Raw genomic sequence first — 22,191 nt, 5'->3', positions numbered from 1 at the left:
ACTGTTTTTTTTTAATAATTATCTAAAGCTTTCAAAACATTCGCTAACTTAGATTTTTGCTCTTCATTTAAAAACGGCATGATTTTGTCGATAACTTCTTGCTCATTTTTCACAAATTTCCTGAGCATGCTTAACTCTTTTAAAATTTCTTCCTCAGATTTTTGACTATATTCATTAAAGATATTAACTGCTTTTTGATAATCTTCATCAGAAACCATTGATTTTACCTCTTCTAACTTTGAATAGTCACCTCTTTTAGCTGCATTCATTAGTTCATTAATCTTATTAAAATCCATTAATCTTTCCCCCCAATTTATAAAATGACATGAAAAAATAACTTCTATATAAAGTATGCAATTGTAATAAAATTTGTTACTAAAATTTAAAGTTTTAATAAAAAGAAAACCTATGAATATATTATTAATAAATAAATAAGTCCAATAGGAGGTAAAGAATGTATAACAAAATAGAAAAAAATAATGATAGTGATATATTAAATATACTTGTATTAGGATTTTTTTTATATCTTTTTCTTTCAAGAGATAAATCTAAATTAAATATTACTAAGAAGTTGAGTTTTAAAGAAATAGATACGGATAGTATTGATAAAAAAGCGAAATTACTCAATAGAATAAAAGGATACATGGATACAGATGAACAAAAAATTATTCATAGGGCAGAAATAATACTTCAGCTTATTGGAAATGCAAAACTATTATTCCAAACGGATGAAATTGTAAACGCAAATATTAGAAACAGTTCCCTAACTTTAGATGATAGAAAACGAAATATGTTAATTGATTTAAGCGAGTTTATAGACGATGAAAAAAGAGATGTTATTCATCAGGCCATTGATATGGATGTTCAAGTTAAAAAATTTACAAATAAATTAAAAGATTTACAAACCATAAATAGTCAAGGTACAGGACTAACAATGGATCATATTGAAAAATATATTGATGTTATTGAGCCGTTTTTAGATAAAGAAATTTCTACTAAAATCAGTGAGGGTAAAAAGCTCTTATCTATGCTAAAGTTATATAAATCTATAGAAGAAAAGGGCACAATTAACGAAATAGATATAATTGAGATGTTAAAACCTTATATAGCCGAAGAACAAAGAGAAAACTTATCTAGAATGGTTAACATTATGAAAGTTGTATCAAGTATTAGTATGGACGACAAACCCAAAGAAAACGAACAATTAATAGAAAGTCAACCTAAGCCTGAGGACAAAAAAGATGACTCTATTAATATAATTAGCAGCTAAAATAATTTATAGTATATTAATATTTGACAATATTATAGTATAATAGTATAAATATAAATATAATTAGTGAGAATTAAAGGAGTGTTTTAATGTTACCAAATGATAAGCTCAATAGACTTAATTTTTTAGCAAAAGAATCAAAAGCAAGGAATCTATCTGAGTCAGAAAAAGATGAGCAGCAAATACTGAGAAAAGAATATATAGAAGCTTTTAAAGAGAGCTTTAAAAAACAGTTAGATAGGATAGAGTTTACAGATTAACGTGGGGGGATAAAAATGGGTGAAAAGCAATTTGTAATTTTAAAGATAAATGGTGAGGAATATGGGGTTAATATCGAAAATGTAAAAGAAATTAGTGAATTTAGAGATATTACAAGTATACCTAATTCACCAGAGTTTATTGAGGGAATAATTAATTTAAGAGGCGTAATAACACCTGTAATCAATCTTAGAAAAAAATTTAATCTGCCTTTTGAGCAAGTTAACAAGAAGAATAGTAGAATAATAATAGTAAATGTTAATGATATGCAAGTAGGTTTTTTTGTTGATGATGCATCCTATGTATTGACAATTAATGATAAGGATATAGAACAAACACCTGAATTAATAGTTAATGATGACGTTAGATACATAGCTGGTATAGCTAAGGTTGAAGAAAGAATGATAGTTTTAATAGATTTAGAATATATATTTAAGGATGATGAAAAAAAGCAGTTAGCATCGATTTAACTTAGAAGTTGAATTAATATGTAGTTAAATAATATGTAATGCCTGTCAAAATAAACTAAATTTTTTACCCTCTATTATTTATAATTAAGCTTATCACAAGCCATAGATAAATAATTAGGGGGTAAATTTATGCGTCTTTCATTAGTTGTAGTTATAACTATTGCTTTTTCTTTATTTTTTATACCGTTCAATACTTACAGCGAAGTTACTGTTGGTCATTATTCACTTGAGTCTCATATTGAAAGTTTATTTCAAACAAGATCAGATATATGGAATTCTTTTGTCTTAGGAGGTTATGAATCTATGGAGCTCTTGAAGTCAGATTTAAAACAAAATACAACAGAGCCATTACTTGAAAGTGATTTAGAAATATATAGCCATATTAGATATAATCCAACATCATATGAGTTAATTGATGACGTAAAACTAGAAAATTTAGAAATTATTACTGTTCAAAAAGAGAAAATAAAGGCTAATGTAGAATTAAGATGGACTGTTCAGGATATTATGCAAACATATACAGAGAATGTTTGCTACACAGTATATTTAGAAAAGATTAATAATAACTGGATGTTAAGCAATTACATAACTCAGAATTAATTGACGGCGTATGCCGTTTTTTTATTCTATAGGAAATTATAAAATTAAAAATCTGTGGATAACATATGGTATGATTGAGATATGAATAGAAAAAAGATAACAGTTAAAGAGATATTGGTAGATAGATATGAGGACTTTAAAAACACATACTGGTCTAGAGTTCCTAAGGTTATGAGAGAACATATAGATGATCTAGTAAATAAGGCTATAAATTGTAGCGATGTTAAAAATGGATATGCCGAATATATATGTGAGGATTGTTTTAGTGTAACGAAAGTACCATTTACATGTAAAAGCAAGTTTTGCAATAAATGCGGAAGAGTATATACACTAAAATGGGCTGAAAAGCAGCAACAGAACATGTTAAGGGTAGGGCATAGACATAGTGTATTTACAATGCCTAAGGAACTGAGAAACTTCTTTTATGCAAGGAGAGAATTATTAAAAGAATTGCAGGATGCAGTATACAACGTAATTTCATATTGGTATAAAAATAATAGGAAATGTGATTATGAAGTAGGTATAATAGCTGTAGTGCACACCTTTGGAAGAGATTTGAAATGGAACCCACATATACATGCATTAGTAACAGAGGGAGCAATAGATAGAAATAATAATTGGTGGAAGAGTGTTGAATATATACCATATCCATTTTTGAAGAAAGCATGGCAGAAGGTGCTACTAGAAATAATTAAGAAATATTTTAATAGTTATGAAACCAGGCAGCTAATAAGTGAGATGTATAAAAGATATCCAAATGGGTTTTATGTTAATGCAAAGAGAAAACTGAATGATACAAGACAAGCAGTAAAGTACATAGGAAGATATCTTGCTAGAGCAAATATAGCAGAATATAGAATAGAGGAATATGATGGAGAAAAGGTTACGTTTTGGTATGAAGATCATAACGATGGAAAAAAAGTAAAGATAACTATGGATGTGTTAGAATTTATAGGAAAAATAACACAACATATAGTACCTAAAGGATTCAAGACAGTAAGAAGATATGGACTGTATTCAAGGAGAAGAAATAAGATATCCAAGGATATAGTGCATCTATATAATTTTATGAAGGAAAAGTCTATAGAAAAATTGCTTAGGGATAAGAGAAAAAGTTTTGAAAAGAAAAAGACCTGGAAAGAGAGGATTATAGAGAATTTCGGAAGAAATCCACTTTTATGTGTAAAATGTACCACTGAAAAATTTTATGGAGAATATGGCATAAAGACTATGGGGTGATATATGATATAAGAGAATCTAGGGATATGGAGGAAATATTATATGAGCCCATTAGTAGAGCGCCATTACAAAGAAAAGTTGTACAAATATCATTGTTTGAAGTGTAAGTATTTGGAGTGGGCTCCCGCAGATATTGTGGATGAGTTTGCAGATTTGGATACCTACTGTGACGAAGAGTACGACGAAGAACAAAATAAAAATAGAAAAGGTATGCCGATTATGGTATGCCCTAATTGTAATGAGGATTTTTATTATTTTGGTGAACAAAAAGAAGAAAAACACTCATACCTAGAAGAAGATGATGAGTGTATTCCTTTTTAAACACAGTCCCCGTCAGGGGATTTTTTTATTCCATTTTTTACATATATATATGGATAATTAGTAGGATTAACAATAGCAAATTACTTTGATATAATAAAGAGGATAATCAGAAAAAATGTCGAATTGTAGTAGTATAGATTGAGGTGGTATAAATGAATCATATGATTAACACACACAAAATGAATGATATATTGAGTAAGGTTACTGCAGCCATAGATGAGAGTAAGCGAGAGATTTTTGATATTGCTGAGAGTGCGAGAAATGAATATAATGACTTAAAAAAGGAATTAATTGAAATTCAAAAAAGCATTCAAACAGTTATTAGTGAAGTAGATAAGCTAGAAGTATTAGAAAAAAAGTCTAGAAAAAGATTAGTTGATGTTAGTAAGAATTTTATTGATTACAATGAAGAGGATATAAGAGAAGCTTATGAGAAGGCAAATGAATTCCAAATCAATCTTGTTTTAAGAAGACAGCAAGAGAAAGAATTAATAAAGAAAAGAACAGAAACAGAATTTAGACTTAAGAATGCGGCTCAAACTTTACAAAAAGCTGAGAATCTAACATCTAAAATGGGCATAGTACTTGAGTTTTTAGATGGGAATATACAAGATATAACCAGCACTCTAGAAGACATACAACAAAAACATGTTCTAGCAAAAAGAATAATTCAAGCCCAGGAAGATGAAAGACAGAGAATTGCAAGAGATATACATGATGGTCCTGCCCAGTCATTATCAAATGTTGTAATTAAAGCAGAGGTTTGTGAAAAACTGATTGATATTGACACAAATAGGACTAAGATTGAAATAGACCTACTTAAGAAAAATTTAAGAGATACAATTAAGGATATACGCAAAATAATATATAATCTAAGACCGATGTCATTAGATGATTTAGGTTTTGTACCTACTATTCAACAATACATAAAGAATTTTCAAGATGAGACAGATATAGAAGTAGATTTTGTTATACTGTCGAAGCAGTGGATAGAAGATAAGGTTAAAAATCTTTGTATTTTTCGTGTAATACAAGAAGCACTTAATAACGTTAGAAAACACTCTAACGCTAGCTTAGTAAAGCTTAGGATAGAGATGACTAAAGAATATACTACCATGAGCATTATTGATAATGGTCTAGGTTTTAATATAGAGGAAGTTGAGTCTAAAGATAAAATCGAAGGTGGTTTTGGTTTAATGAACATGGAAGAACGTGTAAAGCTATTAAACGGAAACTTTGAAATAAAAAGTACGAAAAATAATGGTACAAGGATTTTTGTACATATTCCCCACGATAACTAAGGAGGAGTAAAAATGGAAAAGATAAGAGTATTATTAGTAGATGATCATAGTTTAGTTAGACAAGGATTAAAGCAAATAATAGAATTAGAGGAAGATATCTTAGTTATTGGACAGGCTAGTAATGGAGAAGAGGCCCTTGAGTTAATTAGTAAAGTTAAACCTAATGTAATATTACTTGACATTAATATGCCTAAAATGAATGGGATTCAGACATTAAGAAGAATAAAGGATATGGATAAGACAATTAAGGTTATAATGCTTACTTTCCATGAAGACAGAGAATATCTATTTGAAACAATTAATTTAGGTGCTAATGGATATGTTCTAAAGGATGCGGAAAGTGCAAGTCTCATTAAAGCAATAAGGGATGTTAATAAGGGTGGGTCATATATACACCCAAATATAACGACTGAAATCGTAAAAGAACTTAATAATAAGTATAAAGGTAATGATGGTGTTGATGAATTAACAAGAAGGGAATTCGAAGTACTATCTCTAATTGCAGAGGGTCAAAATAATAAGGAAATAGCAAATACTCTGTTTATTAGTGAAAAAACCGTTAAAAATCATGTATCAAACATCTTTAAAAAGATCGATGTTAATGATAGAACACAAGCGGCAATTTATGCATATAGGAACAATGTTAAAAAATTATTATAAACTACTTGGGGCACAAGAAACCTCCGTTGTTATCTCGGAGGATGAATTGTGCCTTGTAATTTTTGATGAACTTAATGGCCATTTTTCTTCTCTTCAGTACAGGTATCACAGTCTTTAGAGTGTTCCTTATAGCATGGGTTTACATGAATTAGAACATCCTGAATATATTCGTTTGATTTGATAATATTTTCTTTTGCCCTAGCCGCTGCCCCATGGCCTTCAGAGACTGTAATATTACTATTAACACAAATTTTCATATCTACAAATAACTTTGAACCATGTTTTCGTACTTTAATATCTTGTACTCCTTCAACTCCGTTGGCTTCATAGGCAGCATCTTTTAATTCGTTTATAATCTCATCGCTTGGTGCTGTATCCATCAAATCTCTAACTGCACTAATATATATTTCAATTCCCGTTTTAAGAATAAGAATAGATACAAAAATACCAGCCAATGGGTCCATAATTGGATAACCTAGTATTGCTCCGCCCACTCCTATTAGTGCTCCAATCGATGAAAATGCATCAGATCTATGATGCCATGCATCAGCAATGACTGCATCACTTTGAATGAGTTTACCTATTTTATAAGCATATCGATACATACCTTCTTTAACTATTATAGATAAAATAATAATGTAAATTGCAAAAGTTTCTGGTGGGGTCACATTTGGTGATCTTATGATTCTAAATGAACTGTAACCTATACCTAGAGCAGTTATTATTAAAATAATAGCTAATATTTTGGATGTAATTGTTTCTGCCCTATGATGCCCATAGGGGTGGGACTCGTCTGGGGGCATATGAGCAATTTTTAAGCCTTGTAGTAAAATGATTGTGCCAATAAGGTCTGAGGCTGAGTGAAAGGCATCGGCTACTAAAGCAATACTTCCAGATAGAAGTCCAATAATTACTTTAAAACCAGTTAAAAGAATATTTCCTATTATACTTAAAATTGATGCTTTTCTAGAATATTCATATCTTAATTTATCATTCATATGTACCTTCCTTTTAATTAGTATTTGCACTATTTCTTACACAACATTATTTTTAACAAATTATAAACAAAATAGTTATACTGAGATCTAAAATAAAATGTCATTTTTCACTAGGTAAAAAACTATAGTTTTTATTATAATGCATTTTTAATTGATAATCAATTAATAATTTGATTTAAGATTCTTAATATTTACTAACTTTTTAAAAATAAAGAGCTTTAAGGTTTACTTCGGGAATAATTGTGATATAATAAACAATGTGTTAAATGTTTCCAATTTTCAGCTTTATTTATTTTGTATATATCTTGCCCTTGTAGATTGTATTATATAATCAGTAGGAGCAAGCTATATAAAAAGGCTGCCAAAGAAGTTTGACAGTAATGTATTTAAAAAGGAGAGGATTAAATGAAAAAAATTTCTATCATCTTGCTATTACTAATCACTATGTTAGTAACAACTGGTTTTACAACTGCAGAAGCATCATACTGGGAAGGCATGAAAGAGATTTACAAATGGGATGCTTTAGAAGGACACTCAGAAATTGATTTAGTTATATCTATACCCAATGTTAGCCAACAGTATAAATTAAGATTGCATTCACAAAGCAACTTAAAGGATGTTATCTCATATACCGAGATAGATGTTTTAGATGTTAACGGACAAATAGAGTTACCAATTATTAAAATGTACGCTAGCGGCACAGATGTATACATAAGTAGAGATGCTATTGTAGCTCTTCTGAAGACTTTGGGGGTAAAAGACGAGATAGATATAAAAGAAGAGTTTATTCTATTAAAAAATGATCAAAATAATATTCAAATTAATGGAAATTTCTTGCAAGACATGATTAAATTTATTGATGAAATGGATTTAGGAATAGATCTTGGCATGATTAAAGAAGGTAATACCTATAAATTAACCTTAGATTCAAATAAGATTGTAGATTTATTCGATGCTTATATCAAATATATTATTAATAATATGGATAAAATGCCTGTTGGAATGTTACCTGAAGAAATGAAGTTAACGGAAGAACAAAAACTTGAAGCTTTGGAACAATATAATATTATGATTGCCCCACAACTTGAAATGGCAAGGACATTTATAGCAGGAAGTTTTTACAATCAATTAAGTGTATTTGAGAAAGATTCATATAAGGAAGAGGCTGAATTATTTATTACAAGTCCACTAGTTGAAAATATGAAAATAGAAGTAAAAATGACCTCAAAAACAAAAAGATCAGATGGATTAAACATTAAACTACCAACATCAGTAATGACTATTGGTGCAGAAGAATTAAATAATTTAATAATAGGTCATTTTGCACCTAAAAATGTTACTGATGCACAGTCATTGTTAGCGGTAGTTGATTTAGAAGGAAATTATGCAAAACTTGGTCGTGAAAAAGTAGAAGAAGGTAAAGTTAAACTTTATATTAAAGAAGGTAGGGCTTATATTGCTAAGGAAGATGTGATTAAACTAGTTGATATTAGTTCTTCGGCTTTTGAAGAGTTAATATGGATTAGAGATTTAAATAATTATGGTTATATAGTTAATTGGAGCGATGTATATAATAGAATTGAGATATATAAATAGAAATTTAGTATAAAAAATTGAAGTTTTTTAGAAAAAAAGTCCTTTACGTAAATGTTAAAGGACTTTTTTTATTTTTGAGATGATTTTTAAATGACTGATAGTGAGTTAATATGAGTATAAAATATATTCAATATTAAATACATGAAATAATTACAAATCTACTTCTAGTATTCCACAAAATTGAGCCACATATTATTGACAAAAGTGCAAAAAATAAAAGCAAGGAGGCTCAAACATGGCACAAATTATAGAACTAGATAATTATAGGATATTAAAACAGACTGAAATTATAGCCAAGATATATAACTTATTAAATAAATCTTTAAATAATAGATTAGATAGTGTGGTTTGGCAATTTGATGATTCCTTTTATTCTATATGTAAAAAATATGAATTAGATTTAAATTTAATAAAATATTTCAGAATACCTGTAATAACATTTATAGTTACTCTTTTAATTAAAAATAGCGTCATAAGTGAATATTTTCCAAAAGATGTACTCCTTGAAAATGACGATAATTTATCTATGTTTAAGGCAAGTCTAATTAAAATAATCGAATCAGTTGATAAAAACTATAGTAGTAACTATAATAAAATTCTAGTAGAGTATCAATTAGAAAAATTAATTAATAAACAATTTGATTATCTAATGTTAATAATTCCCCAAAGAATAAAAATTAATTAAACAAAAACAAAAAAATACTTCCTTTTCATGGAAGTATTTTTTTGTTGGTGCCGTGGAAGGGAATCGAACCCCCACGATGTTGCCATCGGCAGATTTTGAGTCTGCTGCGTCTGCCAGTTCCGCCACCACGGCATATTGAGTTACTGATTAATAATATCACAAATAAATACAGTTGTCAATTTTTAAAAATAAATGTTAAAATAAATGGTGTTCTGTTTTCAAAAAGGGAACTAATGTAATATATGTTACGTCATAATAAATGAGTGGGTGAAGGGAGTGGGTAGTTTGGATGAGAATTTGTTAATTCAAAAATCTCAAGCAGGAGATATAAAAAGCTTTGAAATGCTAATAGAGACATATCAAAAAAAAGCATTTAATATAGCTTATAGAATGTTGGGGAATTTAGAAGATGCAAACGATGTTACTCAAGAGGCATTTGTAAAGGTATACAAGTCTCTTGGTAAATTTAAAGGAGATAGCAAGTTTTCAACATGGCTTTATTCTATTGTAACTAATGCTAGTATAGACTATATGAGAAAAAATAGAAAGACAGATGTTGTTTACTTAGACAAAAAGGAAGAAGATAAAATGAAAATAGAAGTTCCTGACAATATAAATACACCTGAACATTTGTTTGAGAAAAAAGAAATAAAAAGAGTTATACACGATTCAATTAATAAACTAAGTAAAGAACATAGAACAGTAATAATATTAAGGGATATACAGGGTTTCTCATATGATGAAATTGCAAATATATTAAACTGTTCAGAAGGTACCGTTAAATCTAGAATAAGTCGAGCTCGAGGGCAATTAAAGAATATATTAAGTCAAAACGTGGCATCAACAACTTGTTGAAAGGAGGGAACGTAATGAAATGCAATGATATTAAACTGAGAATATCTGAATACATTGATAATATGCTAGAAGAACAAGAAAACATAGAATTTCATAATCATTTGTTACAATGTGATGAATGCAATATGTATTTTCAAAACTTTAAAATGATGATAGAAAGTCTAAATGAAATAGATTTAATAGACCCACCTATAAACTTCAATGAGCAATTAAATAAGAAATTAGTAAAAGAACAAAAAAGTATTGTCAGGGGACTAGGGACTTATAGAAAGCCGTTACTAGGGATTGCGGCTATGTTATTGGTTGCTGTAGTTTCAGTTCAAATGATAGGTAATTTGGGTAGTCCCAAAAATGCTCAGAACAAATCTAATATGGAACTGGCATCTGAGGACAGTGGTAGATATGGTACGAATGGGGAAGAGTCCTTGAAAATTACTTCTTACAACAGAGCTCTACCTCCAAACACTACTCAAGATATGGATTTAAGTAATAACGAATTTTCTGTTTTAAGTGATAGTGAGGAGCCGGTAAGATCAAGCTTAATTCCTGAAGAAATGAGCATTGAGAGAAAAATTATTCGAAATGGTAGAATGTCTATAGAGGTTGAAACCTTTGATGACATATATAATAGCATTATTAAAGATATAGAAAGTAAAAACGGATTTATCCAGAGCTCAGAGATCTTTAACTATACCTTAAATAGAAATAAACCTGAGGAGACATTAAAGAGTGCACAAATAGTGATACGAATACCAAGTCAACTGTTTCTAGAGACTTTTGAGAGTATAAAAGGTTTAGGAACAGTTACTGATGAACAAATTAACGGTCAAGATATAACTAGAAGTTATATTGATATGGAAAGTGATAAGTTTAATTTAAAAATTCAAGAGGAAAGACTAAGAGAAGTATTAAAGAAAGCTGATAAGGTAGAAGATATACTAAGGATAGAAAACGAGTTATCTAGAATAAGAGGTCAAATACATCAGATAGATTCAAACCTAAGTAATTATGATAATTTAGTTTCTCTATCAACTATAAATCTATATATTAGACAGGTAAAACCAGACCAAGTACAACTACAACACATGAGCACAGGAATTGTATCAAAGGCTAAAAATAGTTTTATCGATTCATTAAATAAAATAATTGTAGTTGGTGAAAAGATATTTGTTGGTATATTTTCAATACTGCCAATCGCAATAGTATTAGCTTTGCTTGGAATACCGTTATGGAGTTTTATTAAAAAAAGAAAAAATGGTTCAAATATGTAGTTGATAATATTAAATAATACCCTTTGAGTAGCTACTTAATCTCAAAGGGTATTATTTTGTCAAATAGTAAGTAGTATTTTGTAATTAGCTAATACTATATTAGACCCTTAATTTACTAATTAATCAAGTCGTGCTAAAATAGATACAGTATATATTTGAAGGGAGAATATTAATGATTAAAGACCGTATAGTAATTATAGATGGGAATAGTTTAATAAATAGAGCTTTTTATGCACTTCCTCCTCTAACTACAAAGGAGGGGAAGCACACAAATGCCATATATGGTTTTTTAACAATGCTAATTAGGGTACTGGAGGATTACAAACCAGAATATATAAGTGTAACCTTTGATAAAAAGAAACCTACCTTCAGACACGTTGAGTATGATCAATACAAAGCTGGAAGGAAAAAAATGCCTATGGAGCTATCTGAGCAAATGGAGCCCCTAAAGGATGTTCTTGATATTTTAAATATACATAGATTAGAGCTAGATGGCTTTGAAGCTGATGATTTAATAGGAACAGTTGCGAAAGAATCGGAGGGCTTAGGCATGGAGGTCCTTATTGTAACAGGCGATAAGGATGCTCTACAGCTTGCTAGTGACAAAATAAAAGTATTAATTACTAAGAAAGGAATTTCATCACTTGAGATTTATGATGAAAGTAGAATTAAAGAAGAATACGAATTAATTCCTAATCAATTAATTGATCTTAAGGGACTTATGGGGGATAAATCAGACAATATACCAGGAGTGCCGGGTGTTGGAGAAAAAACAGCCCTTAAGCTAATTAGAGAGTTTGGTTCCATAGAAAATTTAATTAATAATATAGATAAAGTTGATGGAGTAAAATTAAGAGAAAAGATTGAGAACAATATGGCACAAGCAGTTTTAAGTAAACGACTAGGAACAATCGTTACTCAAGTCCCAATTGAGCTAAATATAGACGAATTAAAAAGAGGGTCTAGCGATATACATAGGGTCACTAAAACTTTTAGTGAATACGAGTTCACGAGCCTTTTAAATAAGGTAAGTCTCTTCGCTACAAAAAAAGATGAAGAGTTAGTACAAGAAAAAAATAGTTTAAGTCTCTTAATTGATAACAGAGAGGATATCGATATTTTAGTTAATAAAATACTAGAAAACAAGAAGATGTCAATACTGTCAATTACAGAGGAAAACAATGTGATTAAAGACAAAATTTTAGCTATAGCTATTAGTCTAACTGCTGAAGAACAATTTTTTATTGATCTAAGAAATAAAAGTGATGAAGAGTCAGAGTATATTTTTGCTGGATTGAAAGAGGTATTAGAAAACGACGAAATTAAAATAATAAGCCATGATATTAAAAAAGAAATAATACATTTTAGTAAACATAATATACACTTAAGTGGTGTTGCCTTTGATATAATGGTTGCAGAATATTTATTAGACCCATCTAGGTCAAGCTATGGGTTAAAGGAGTTAGCAGCAAAATACTTTGGAGAAAATCTAATGGATGAAGAGGAACTATTAGGCAAAGGAAAATCTAAAACCAAAATCGTTGAATTAGCTTCAGAAGATTTTAAGGAATATCTTTGTAAACAAGTAAATACAATATTACTTCTTCAAAGCTATATAGAACATAATTTAAAGGATATGGAGATGGAGTCACTCTATTACAATGTAGAATTGCCATTAATTGAAGTGCTAGCTTCTATGGAGTTAGTCGGAATTAAAGTTGATAAACAAATGCTTTTAGATTTTCAGGAGGAATATAATAAAAGTTTATTTATGCTTACGGATGAAATATATAAATTAGCTGGAGAACAGTTTAATATTAATTCACCGAAACAGTTAGGAGAAATATTGTTTAATAAATTAGGACTTCCTGTTATTAAAAAAACAAAAACGGGATACTCAACTAATGTAGAGGTTTTAGAAAAACTATATGATCAGCATGAAATTATAGGAAAGATACTTGAATATAGACAAATTAATAAGGTAAAAACAACATATGTTGATGGTTTGCTGAATATAATTAATCCAGTGACTAACAGGGTACATTCGAATTTTAATCAGACTGTAACAGCTACAGGTCGAATTTCTAGTACAGAACCAAATCTTCAGAATATTCCAGTTAGGTTAGAGATGGGAAGACGTCTTAGAAAAGTATTTGTAGCAGAAGGTAATAATCAGCTTATCGATGCGGACTATTCTCAAATTGAGTTAAGGGTCTTGGCACATATATCTGGAGACAATAATTTAATTGAAGCATTTAGACTTAATCAAGATATACATACAAGAACAGCCTCAGAAATATTTAATGTTCCTATAGAGGATGTTACTTCATCTATGAGAAGTGATGCAAAAGCAGTGAATTTCGGTATTGTATATGGTATTAGTGATTTTGGCTTATCTGAGAATTTAAATATATCAAGACAAAAAGCTAAACAATATATAGACAATTACTTAGAAAGATATGAATATGTTAAAAAATACATGAATGATTCAATAGAAATGGCAAAAAACAATGGATATGTAGTAACTATATTGAATAGAAGACGTTATTTACCAGAGGTACAATCGAAAAATTTTAATATTAGGTCTTTTGGAGAAAGGGTTGCGATGAATTCACCAATCCAAGGTAGCGCAGCTGATATTATTAAAATTGCTATGATTAATGTGTATAGAAAGCTAAAGGAACAGAATTTGAAATCTAAACTTATATTGCAAGTACATGATGAGCTAATTGTTGAAAGTCCTATTGAGGAAGTAGAAAAAGCTTCAGCAATTTTAAAGGAGTCTATGGAAGAGGCTGTTAAATTAGATGTAGAGTTAAAGGTTGATTTATCTATAGCACAAAATTGGTATGATGCTAAGTAAGGAGTAATTAAGAATGAAAATAATCGGTTTAACAGGCGGAATAGCAAGCGGAAAAAGTACTGTATCAAATTATTTAGATGAATTAGGCGCAATAATAATTGATGCAGACAAAGTTGCTAGGGATATTGTAGAAAGAGGGAAACCTGCTTTAAAAGAGATTGTAGATGAATTTGGTATTATAGTTTTACAAGCAAATGGTGAACTAAATAGGAAGAAGCTTGGAGAAATAGTATTTTCTAATAAGGATGCTTTAGAAAAATTAAATGCTATTACTCATCCCAAAATAAATGAACAAATAAAAAATGAAATAAATTGGCATAAGCACCATTCAAAAAACTCTGTTATAATTTTAGATGCAGCACTTATGGTTGAATTAAATCTACACAAGCTAGTTGACGAATTATGGATAGTTTATGTCCCTTTAGAGATTCAGCGAATTCGATTAATGAATAGAGATAATATTACAATAGAAGATGCAAATAAGCGCATCAGTGTACAACTATCTAATGAGGAAAAATTAAAATTAGCAAACAGAATCATATGTAATTCAGGAACATTAGAAGATTTGAAAAAACAAGTACTAGAGCATTGGCTAGACCTTAGGGATAGTAGGATTTGAGGTGATCTGTTGGTTATGAGAAAAAGGCGCAGGTTTAGTTGGTTAAGGTTAATTATATTTTCTCTTATATTAATCTTATCAATAGTTATTGTAGCATTTCATAGTTTTAGTTGGATAGTTAAAGCTATATATCCTACACACTATATAGATATAGTTGAAAAATACGCAGAGGTTTATAACATTGATCCTTATTTAGTATTATCAATTATAAAAAACGAGAGTAAATTTAATCCTGAGGCAGTATCTAGAAAGGATGCTAGGGGGTTAATGCAAATAGCACCAATTACAGGTCAATGGGCATCAGAAAAGCTACCTATAGAGAGCTATTCCCAAGATATGCTCTTTGATCCTGAGCTTAATATACAGATTGGTTGTTGGTACTTGAGTATATTGAATAATCAATTTGCAAGCAATTTTGAATTGGTAGTTGCAGCGTATAATGCAGGGAATGGTAATGTTTCAAGATGGTTAAGTAATCCGGAGTATAGTGCTGACGGAAAGAACTTAGATAATATTCCTTTCGGTGAGACTAGAATTTATCAACAAAGAGTTTTAAGAGATTATGAAAGATACAAAAGAATATATGAATAGGGGGGCATCTAATGAAAAGGGTAAGTATTTCAATCTTATCTTTGGTATTATGCTTCGTACTGCTTTTAGTTGGGTGTACTAGAGAAAAAATTGATGATAGCCAGCAAGAAAATGATGACATTGTTACGACCATAGAACCAGTTGAGGGAGGGTCATTAAATCTTTCAGTTACTAGATTTAATACTTTAAATCCGCTATACAATCAAAACTATAGTGTATTTCAAATGCATCACTTAATTTATGAAAGTTTAGTAACTTTTACTGAAAATCTTGATATTGAGCCATTGTTAGCTAGGAGTTGGGTTGTTGCACCTGATGGACAAAGTATTGATATTAAACTAAGGGAAGGAGTTAAATGGCATGATGGTACCCCATTTACTTCCCAAGATGTTATTTTTACAATAAATCTTATTAAGGGTAATATAAAAGAAGTAAAAGGTAGGACTATATATACAACGAATTTACAACACTTATCAGAAGTAAAAGAGATTGATTCAAACACTATTAGAGTTACATTTTCAAAACCATATTCTAATATTTTAGAAGTACTAACTTTTCCAATTTTACCAGCACATTACTTTACAAAGGCTAATCTTGAGAATATGCAAAGTAATAGTTTTGAAATGATTGGTACTGGTCCATTTAAATTAAACAATTATGACAGTACTAGAGTTATTGAGTTAAGGAGAAATGTGCAATATTGGAGATCTAAACCGTATATAGAGGCTATAAATGTTTTAATTGTTCCAGATCAAGAAGCACAATTATCTTTATTTGAAAATAAAGATGTAGATATAGCTCAGCCAAATTCTCTTGATTGGGCAAAATATCTAGACGATAGTAGTGTTAATTTATTCGAATATATCTCAAACCACTTTGAGTTTATAGGGTTCAATTTTAAGAATTTCCTTTTACGTGATAATAATGTAAGAAGGGCGATTGCTTATGGTATAGACAGACATAGGCTTGTTAAAGATGTTTATTTAGATCACGGAACAGTGGCAGACTTACCTATTAACCCTACATCATGGCTATACGATGAAGGAAGTATACAAATTGGTAATGATTTAAATTCAGCTATACAATTACTTGAACAAAGTACGTTCAGTACAGTTAATCAATCTAATATACGTATAAATGAAGATGGTACACCATTGAAATTTAAGTTACTATTAAACAATGATAATACTTTGAGAGAGAAGAAAGCTTATTTTATAAGAGATGAGCTTAGAAAAATAGGAATTGAACTAGAACTAGTTATTGCAGATTGGGATAAGTATCAAAATGATGCTAAAGCAGGTAATTACGATTTAATTTTAGGAGGATGGGAATTATCATATATACCAGATTTAACCTTTGCCTTTCACTCATCCCAAGTAGGTAATACAAACTTTATTTATTATAGCAATGAGGTAATGGATGAAATTCTTCAAAATACAAATAGTGCCCGTAATAGAATACAAAAATTAGAAGCCTATAATGAATTACAGGGCTATTTACTTGAAGAACTTCCATATGTAACATTATTCTTTAAAGACTCTTCAGTTTTAATTAGAAATAAAGTGCATGGAAATATAAGACCTACACCATATAACATATTTTATAAAGTTGAAGAATGGTTTATTGCAGAATAGGGGCCTAGGCCCCTTGATTCTCATATTGACAGTTGCGCAGTAAAGTATTATAATGTCTAGGTAACCCTAAAAATGCGGATGTGCTGGAATCGGCAGACAGGCACGTTTGAGGGGCGTGTGTCAGTAGACGTATGGGTTCAAGTCCCATCATCCGCACCAAATATATGCGAGATTAACTCAGCTGGTAGAGTACTTCCTTGACGTGGAAGGAGTCATGGGTTCGAGTCCCTTATCTCGCACCAGTTTAGGCTTCTAATAAATAAATTAGAGGTCTTTTTATTTTACTCATAGTATTTCAACTACATAAATTAAAAAGTAACAGAACTAACTCTGTTACTTTTTTTAACTTATTTTGATTTCACCAGAATTATTAATTGTTTCAGTTACAATTTCTTTCTCGTTGAATGGTATTTCTTCTGTACCAATTATTTGTGTTGTCTCATGACCTTTGCCTGCAATAAAAATAATATCGTCTTTTTGGCTAATACCAATGGCATATTTAATGGCTTCCTTTCTATCTACTATAGCTTTAAATTCACCATTATGGACTTTTATAGACTCTACAATATCCTCAATTATGGATACAGGATCCTGTTCTTTAGGGTTGTCCGACGTAACAATAGCTATATCAGCATATTCGGCTGCAACCTTACCCATTCCCCATCTTTTATCTGAACCCTCCTCACCAGGGGCAGCATATACTCCAAATACAAGTATTATTCTTCCTTTAGCAAATTGTTTGACAGTTGTAAGGGCTTTTTGCAAACCATCTTCTGTGTGAGCAAAATCGATTATTACCGTAAAGTCTTTATTTGTAGGAACAATTTCAAATCTTCCTTTAATACCTTTTACAGAACTTATACCAGTCTGAATATCCTTAAGACTTATATTATTGCAGTAAGCACAAGCGATAGCAGCCAAGCTATTGTAAACATATATAACTCCTGGAATATTTACTTTTATTGAGATTTGGCCCTTAGGGGTATTAGCTATATAGGTTACGGAGTCTGATGAGTATTCAATATTGGAGGCGTAGATATCAGCTTCGTTATTTATACCATAGGTAATTAGCTTCGTATTAAGGTTACGGACCTCATCTGCTAATCTCTTACCATATGGATCATCAACATTAATAATATTAAAATCAGTTGATAAGTAAAATAGTTTAGCTTTAGCTCTAAAGTATTCTTCCATACTTTTGTGTAATTCTAAATGATCAGGCGTCAAGTTAGTAAAAATTCCAACATTAAAATTACTATAAGCAACTCTATCTAGGCTTAAGGAATGTGATGAAACTTCCATTATACAATCACTAGTATTTGCGGCGACCATATTAGAAAATAATTGCTGTAAATCTAAAGATTCAGGTGTAGTATTTTTATTTTTAATAGACTGATTTTTAATTATAGTGCCGTTAGTGCCTATTAATCCAGTAGTTCTATTGGCTCTATCATAGATTGCCTTAAGAAGATAGGTAACAGAGGTTTTTCCGTTAGTACCCGTAACTCCAATTAGATTGAATTTACTAGTAGGGTTATCAAAAAAAAGAGCAGATAATTTGGCAAGTACATTTCTCGTATCCTTAACTTTTATAATTGTGACATCTGTTTCTACACATATATCTTTTTCAACTACTATAGCCTTGGCACCATTTTTTATTGCCATATCAATAAATTTATGGCCATCAACAGAAAAACCTGTTACAGCAACAAAGATAGAATTTTCAGCTACTCTTCTGGAATCATATGCAATAGATGATATTTCAACTTCTAAACTACCAGAAGTCAAAGTATATTCGAGATTATTTATTAGCTTCGATAATAACAAATTAATCAACTCCGTTCTACAGTCAAAATGGCTGTGTTCCATATTATAATTATTGCTCAGTACTGAAAGTTTAAACAGAATAGCAGTTTATATATCAACTTATATTACTATGTACCTTTAATTTAATTTATGTTCTGTTTAAGAGCAATAGATAAATTTTAAAATATTTTATTGATCACAAATGAAAAAACTGGCATTGGATCGCTCCAGTCCCATAGAGCATAGGCTTTGGGTTTAAGTAGAGATATTAGGACCTCCTTAAGTGTGAGTTGTCCAGTTTTTAAATAGTCTCTTATTGCAAGAAAGTCTTCAAATGCGTACCAAAAGGCAAGGTTAGTATTTTCTTTAACCGACTTAGGCTCTAAAGGATTTCCGGTCAGCTCCATGTAGGTTATATATGGAAAATTAACTCCTAATTTAAATAAGAGATTGTTTAAATTAGTTATACGCACATTTATTTCAATTAAGTAAAACTCTCCTGTTTCTGAGTCTTTTTTAAATTCTATCTCTGCAAACCCTTTATAACCAACTTTCTCAAGAAATTTTGCACCTATGTCATATAACTCAGGTACGTATTTTTGGCCAGTGTAAACAGAGGCCCCAAAGTTAATTGGAAATTGTCTAAACTTTTGGCAGGTAACCCAATGGGTTACCTTTGAGGTTTGATTTAAATAGGCATCAAAGGTATACATATGGTCATCAAAACCTGGGATAATTCTTTGAACTATAACCTCTAATCCAGCACTTTGAGCTTGATTTAGAGCATGATGAAGCTCCTGGAGATTATGGACTTTAAATAGCTTCTTCCTAAAAATAGAAACGAAGGAAGGTGAGTCGACCGGCTTCACTATACATGGGAATTTAATTTTAGTTTCAATCTTCTCGTTAAAATTATCCTCATTTACCCTAACTGTTTCTGGTACTGCAACACCTTTTTCTAATGCTAACTTTTGTAGAGTTTCCTTATTCATAAGTTTAGTATATAAACCAGGCTCGGTTTGAGGGATAAGGAAGCATTCTTTTAGTTCTTCTAAGTATTGATCAACGATTTCAACGTAAGAATCATGGCAGGGAATAAGGACTGGCTTAAAATCCTGCTTACCTGCGTAATTTTTTAGAAAAGCTATGAAGCCTTTCGGATCATTTCTATAATATGGGGCAATTAGCTGCTCAGAACAATATTTTGATTTTGCTCCATATGTACCTTTAGTTGAATAGTCAACAGCTACTGTTTTAATCCCGTGAATTCCTAAACAGCGTATAGCGCTTAAACCAATATAATAGTTAGAACCTAAAATTACTGCATTATTCATATAGGTTACCTCTTAAACAGTATAATTTTCAACAAATATTATTAAAAAACTACAATGTTCTTTTAATATTTTACTTTAATATGATATATAAATCAAACGGATTTTATAAGTATATAAATCAAGTATATTTTTAGTTATTCCCATATTTTTTTAAATTTAGCCTAAAGGAGAAATAAAAAAGAGTAACAGTTTTAAGTTGTTACTCTAATATCTTTTCTAAATTAATTATGCATTTTTTGGGGCGTTGTTTAAAACTGGTTTAGATGTAGGAGCAACTGTTTTCATAGAAATAAGTGCACCTAGTAAGCTTAATACTGCTGAAACTAAATAACTAAAAGCGTAAGTTCCAGTTGCATCTCTTACTATACCACCAACAAGAGGTCCGAAAACTCCACCGATACCCCAAGCTGTAATTACTAATCCATAGTTTAAACCTAAGTTTTTAATACCATAGAAGCTAGCAGTAATTGATGGGAACACAGTTAACATACCACCAAAAGTGAATCCTACTACAGCGATACCAGCCATTAATGTTAATGGTGTTTTTAGGTATGGCATTAATAAGAAAGCAACAACTTGTAATATGAACATACTTGTCATAGAAGTCTTAGTTCCGATTCTGTCAGAAATAATTCCCCAAATAATACGTCCACCAGCATTACAAATAGCATAAAGTATAGTTAGTGTGAATGGGTTAGGTATACCTGCTTGCTCAATACCGATTGCAGATAATTGACCAATTACTAATAGTCCAGCAAAAGTACCGAAAGCGAAAGTAGTCCAAACCATAAAGAATTGTTTTGATTTAACCATTTCTCTCCAATTCCAATCTTCAGCTACAACTTTAGGTTTGTTAGAATTAGCGAAATCCTTTGGTTCTGCAGGAACATAACCAGCTGGAGGATTTGAAATAATTTGAGATAAAATCATAATACCAATTAAAAATGCAGTTCCTAAGAAATAAAATGTTTTAGAAATTCCAAAGTTATCTAATAAATAAGTTGTAAGAGGTGCAACATAAACTGGTGCAAGACCAAATCCACTTACTACGATACCTGATATAATTCCTTTTTTACTTGGGTGATACCACTTAATAGCTGCTGGTGTAGGTGCTGAATAACCCATACCCATTGCAATACCGAAAATAAGACCAAACCCAATAATTAAAGCAGGTAATGTTAAAACGTATCCAGAAAATACAAGACCTATACCAGCTAGAACTGCAGCAAGCATAATTACAGGCTTTGGACCTAATTTATCCTGAGCTTTACCCCCAGGAATCATAGAGAAGGCGAATAAAGCACATGCTACCATGTATGGTATTTGCGTTTGTGTAGCTGACCAACCAAATTCAGCTCTTAGCGCTTTTGCGATTACTCCCCAAGCATAAAGCGTTCCAAGCATAAGGTTAACACCAAGACCTGCAAGAACAACAATTAATCCTTTGTTTGTTGTTTTATTCATTTTTCTCATCTCCCTTTTATTATATATTTTAAACACATATGTGAAAATGTCATTTTTTTAACAAGCGCAGCCTCACATATGATTAAATATCTACTTTTATTTGTAGAAATTCATAATGTTTATTTTTCCTACCAATAACATTTTAAAAAGTAATAATAAAGACATAATATGTTATGCTGGTAGGTAATAACCTCTTGGACTTTTAGAACTAAAAGATTTTCTGATGAACTAGATATCTTTGAAGCATCAATTTGTGATATTCAATGATTTGTTCAAGGAAATTATAGACATTTGCCGATAGTTGAATTATTCGGCGCTTTGATAAACCTCAGTGAAGTTTTAGAAAAATCAATTAT

20 protein-coding genes, 3 tRNA genes and 1 pseudogene are annotated in these 22,191 nt (G+C 30.4%); 18 read left to right on the top strand and 6 right to left on the bottom strand.

The genetic code is table 11. The features are described 5' to 3' along the window. Positions 1 to 11 precede the first annotated feature (11 nt). Positions 12 to 296 (bottom strand): hypothetical protein, encoded by a 285-nt coding sequence (locus tag HZR23_RS15320; RefSeq protein WP_132849690.1) that lies wholly within the window; start codon positions 294 to 296, stop codon positions 12 to 14. A 158-nt stretch (positions 297 to 454) separates the two neighbouring features. On the opposite strand from HZR23_RS15320, the gene HZR23_RS15315 reads away from it, so the two are divergent. The 8 genes and pseudogenes from HZR23_RS15315 to HZR23_RS15280 all read left to right on the top strand — a co-directional run bounded on the left by HZR23_RS15315 (position 455) and on the right by HZR23_RS15280 (position 6,119). Next, positions 455 to 1,270 carry a hypothetical protein gene (locus HZR23_RS15315; RefSeq protein WP_132849691.1) on the top strand — a complete coding sequence of 272 codons (816 nt, stop codon included), beginning with the start codon at positions 455 to 457 and terminating at the stop codon, positions 1,268 to 1,270. Between the two features lie 89 nt (positions 1,271 to 1,359). Further along, positions 1,360 to 1,530, top strand: a complete 171-nt coding sequence (locus HZR23_RS15310) for a DUF896 domain-containing protein (RefSeq protein ID WP_132849692.1) — start codon at positions 1,360 to 1,362, stop codon at positions 1,528 to 1,530. Between the two features lie 15 nt (positions 1,531 to 1,545). Then, positions 1,546 to 1,998 carry a chemotaxis protein CheW gene (locus HZR23_RS15305; RefSeq protein ID WP_132849693.1) on the top strand — a complete coding sequence of 151 codons (453 nt, stop codon included), beginning with the start codon at positions 1,546 to 1,548 and terminating at the stop codon, positions 1,996 to 1,998. A 129-nt stretch (positions 1,999 to 2,127) separates the two neighbouring features. Then, the gene (locus HZR23_RS15300) at positions 2,128 to 2,598 is read left to right on the top strand and encodes a hypothetical protein (protein ID WP_132849694.1); all 471 of its coding nucleotides are present in this window, start codon (positions 2,128 to 2,130) and stop codon (positions 2,596 to 2,598) included. 81 nt (positions 2,599 to 2,679) lie between these two features. Continuing rightward, positions 2,680 to 3,944: pseudogene (locus HZR23_RS15295) on the top strand (IS91 family transposase). Positions 3,945 to 3,948: 4 nt separating this feature from the next. After that, positions 3,949 to 4,158 carry a hypothetical protein gene (locus HZR23_RS15290; protein ID WP_213050207.1) on the top strand — a complete coding sequence of 70 codons (210 nt, stop codon included), beginning with the start codon at positions 3,949 to 3,951 and terminating at the stop codon, positions 4,156 to 4,158. Positions 4,159 to 4,310: 152 nt separating this feature from the next. Further along, positions 4,311 to 5,459, top strand: a complete 1,149-nt coding sequence (locus tag HZR23_RS15285; protein ID WP_132847345.1) for a sensor histidine kinase — start codon at positions 4,311 to 4,313, stop codon at positions 5,457 to 5,459. Between the two features lie 12 nt (positions 5,460 to 5,471). Continuing rightward, positions 5,472 to 6,119 (top strand): response regulator, encoded by a 648-nt coding sequence (locus tag HZR23_RS15280; protein WP_132847344.1) that lies wholly within the window; start codon positions 5,472 to 5,474, stop codon positions 6,117 to 6,119. A 71-nt stretch (positions 6,120 to 6,190) separates the two neighbouring features. Here the strand turns inward: HZR23_RS15280 and HZR23_RS15275 are convergent, their stop codons facing one another. Continuing rightward, a complete protein-coding gene (locus HZR23_RS15275) occupies positions 6,191 to 7,117 on the bottom strand; it encodes a cation diffusion facilitator family transporter (RefSeq protein WP_132847343.1) in 927 nt (308 codons plus the stop codon). Positions 7,118 to 7,522: 405 nt separating this feature from the next. On the opposite strand from HZR23_RS15275, the gene HZR23_RS15270 reads away from it, so the two are divergent. Together HZR23_RS15270 and HZR23_RS15265 are read left to right on the top strand one after the other, a co-directional pair. After that, complete coding sequence (locus HZR23_RS15270; RefSeq protein ID WP_132847342.1) at positions 7,523 to 8,713, top strand: hypothetical protein; 1,191 nt, start codon at positions 7,523 to 7,525, stop codon at positions 8,711 to 8,713. A 235-nt stretch (positions 8,714 to 8,948) separates the two neighbouring features. Beyond that, on the top strand, positions 8,949 to 9,398 hold the full coding sequence (locus HZR23_RS15265; protein ID WP_132847341.1) for a hypothetical protein: 450 nt from the start codon (positions 8,949 to 8,951) through the stop codon (positions 9,396 to 9,398). A gap of 45 nt (positions 9,399 to 9,443) precedes the next feature. Here HZR23_RS15265 and HZR23_RS15260 read toward each other — a convergent pair. Continuing rightward, positions 9,444 to 9,530, bottom strand: a tRNA-Leu gene (locus tag HZR23_RS15260). 144 nt (positions 9,531 to 9,674) lie between these two features. On the opposite strand from HZR23_RS15260, the gene HZR23_RS15255 reads away from it, so the two are divergent. The 8 genes from HZR23_RS15255 (at position 9,675) to HZR23_RS15220 (ending at position 17,473) form a co-directional block, all read left to right on the top strand. Then, a complete protein-coding gene (locus tag HZR23_RS15255) occupies positions 9,675 to 10,253 on the top strand; it encodes an RNA polymerase sigma factor (RefSeq protein ID WP_243098149.1) in 579 nt (192 codons plus the stop codon). Between the two features lie 14 nt (positions 10,254 to 10,267). Beyond that, complete coding sequence (locus HZR23_RS15250; RefSeq protein WP_132847340.1) at positions 10,268 to 11,524, top strand: DUF4349 domain-containing protein; 1,257 nt, start codon at positions 10,268 to 10,270, stop codon at positions 11,522 to 11,524. Positions 11,525 to 11,696: 172 nt separating this feature from the next. Next, positions 11,697 to 14,387 (top strand): DNA polymerase I, encoded by a 2,691-nt coding sequence (polA, locus tag HZR23_RS15245; RefSeq protein ID WP_132847339.1) that lies wholly within the window; start codon positions 11,697 to 11,699, stop codon positions 14,385 to 14,387. 13 nt (positions 14,388 to 14,400) lie between these two features. Further along, positions 14,401 to 15,006, top strand: a complete 606-nt coding sequence (gene coaE, locus HZR23_RS15240; protein ID WP_132847338.1) for a dephospho-CoA kinase — start codon at positions 14,401 to 14,403, stop codon at positions 15,004 to 15,006. 15 nt (positions 15,007 to 15,021) lie between these two features. Then, positions 15,022 to 15,597 carry a lytic transglycosylase domain-containing protein gene (locus HZR23_RS15235; RefSeq protein WP_132847337.1) on the top strand — a complete coding sequence of 192 codons (576 nt, stop codon included), beginning with the start codon at positions 15,022 to 15,024 and terminating at the stop codon, positions 15,595 to 15,597. A gap of 11 nt (positions 15,598 to 15,608) precedes the next feature. Further along, on the top strand, positions 15,609 to 17,231 hold the full coding sequence (locus HZR23_RS15230; protein WP_132847336.1) for a peptide ABC transporter substrate-binding protein: 1,623 nt from the start codon (positions 15,609 to 15,611) through the stop codon (positions 17,229 to 17,231). Positions 17,232 to 17,305: 74 nt separating this feature from the next. Then, positions 17,306 to 17,390 (top strand) — tRNA-Leu (locus HZR23_RS15225). A gap of 7 nt (positions 17,391 to 17,397) precedes the next feature. Beyond that, a tRNA-Val gene (locus HZR23_RS15220) sits at positions 17,398 to 17,473 on the top strand. Between the two features lie 100 nt (positions 17,474 to 17,573). Here HZR23_RS15220 and HZR23_RS15215 read toward each other — a convergent pair. From HZR23_RS15215 to HZR23_RS15205, 3 genes are all read right to left on the bottom strand, one after another. Continuing rightward, entirely contained in the window at positions 17,574 to 19,058 is a 1,485-nt protein-coding gene (locus tag HZR23_RS15215; RefSeq protein ID WP_213050276.1) for a UDP-N-acetylmuramoyl-L-alanyl-D-glutamate--2,6-diaminopimelate ligase, read from the bottom strand. A 158-nt stretch (positions 19,059 to 19,216) separates the two neighbouring features. Further along, positions 19,217 to 20,371 carry a carboxylate--amine ligase gene (locus HZR23_RS15210; protein ID WP_132847334.1) on the bottom strand — a complete coding sequence of 385 codons (1,155 nt, stop codon included), beginning with the start codon at positions 20,369 to 20,371 and terminating at the stop codon, positions 19,217 to 19,219. Between the two features lie 225 nt (positions 20,372 to 20,596). Then, positions 20,597 to 21,835 (bottom strand): L-lactate MFS transporter, encoded by a 1,239-nt coding sequence (locus HZR23_RS15205; protein WP_165913588.1) that lies wholly within the window; start codon positions 21,833 to 21,835, stop codon positions 20,597 to 20,599. Between the last annotated feature and the right edge of the window lie 356 nt (positions 21,836 to 22,191).

Origin of the sequence: Serpentinicella alkaliphila, assembly GCF_018141405.1 — a bacterium.
Lineage (GTDB): Bacteria > Bacillota > Clostridia > Peptostreptococcales > Natronincolaceae > Serpentinicella > Serpentinicella alkaliphila.
This window is presented reverse-complemented; position numbering and strand designations above follow the sequence as displayed.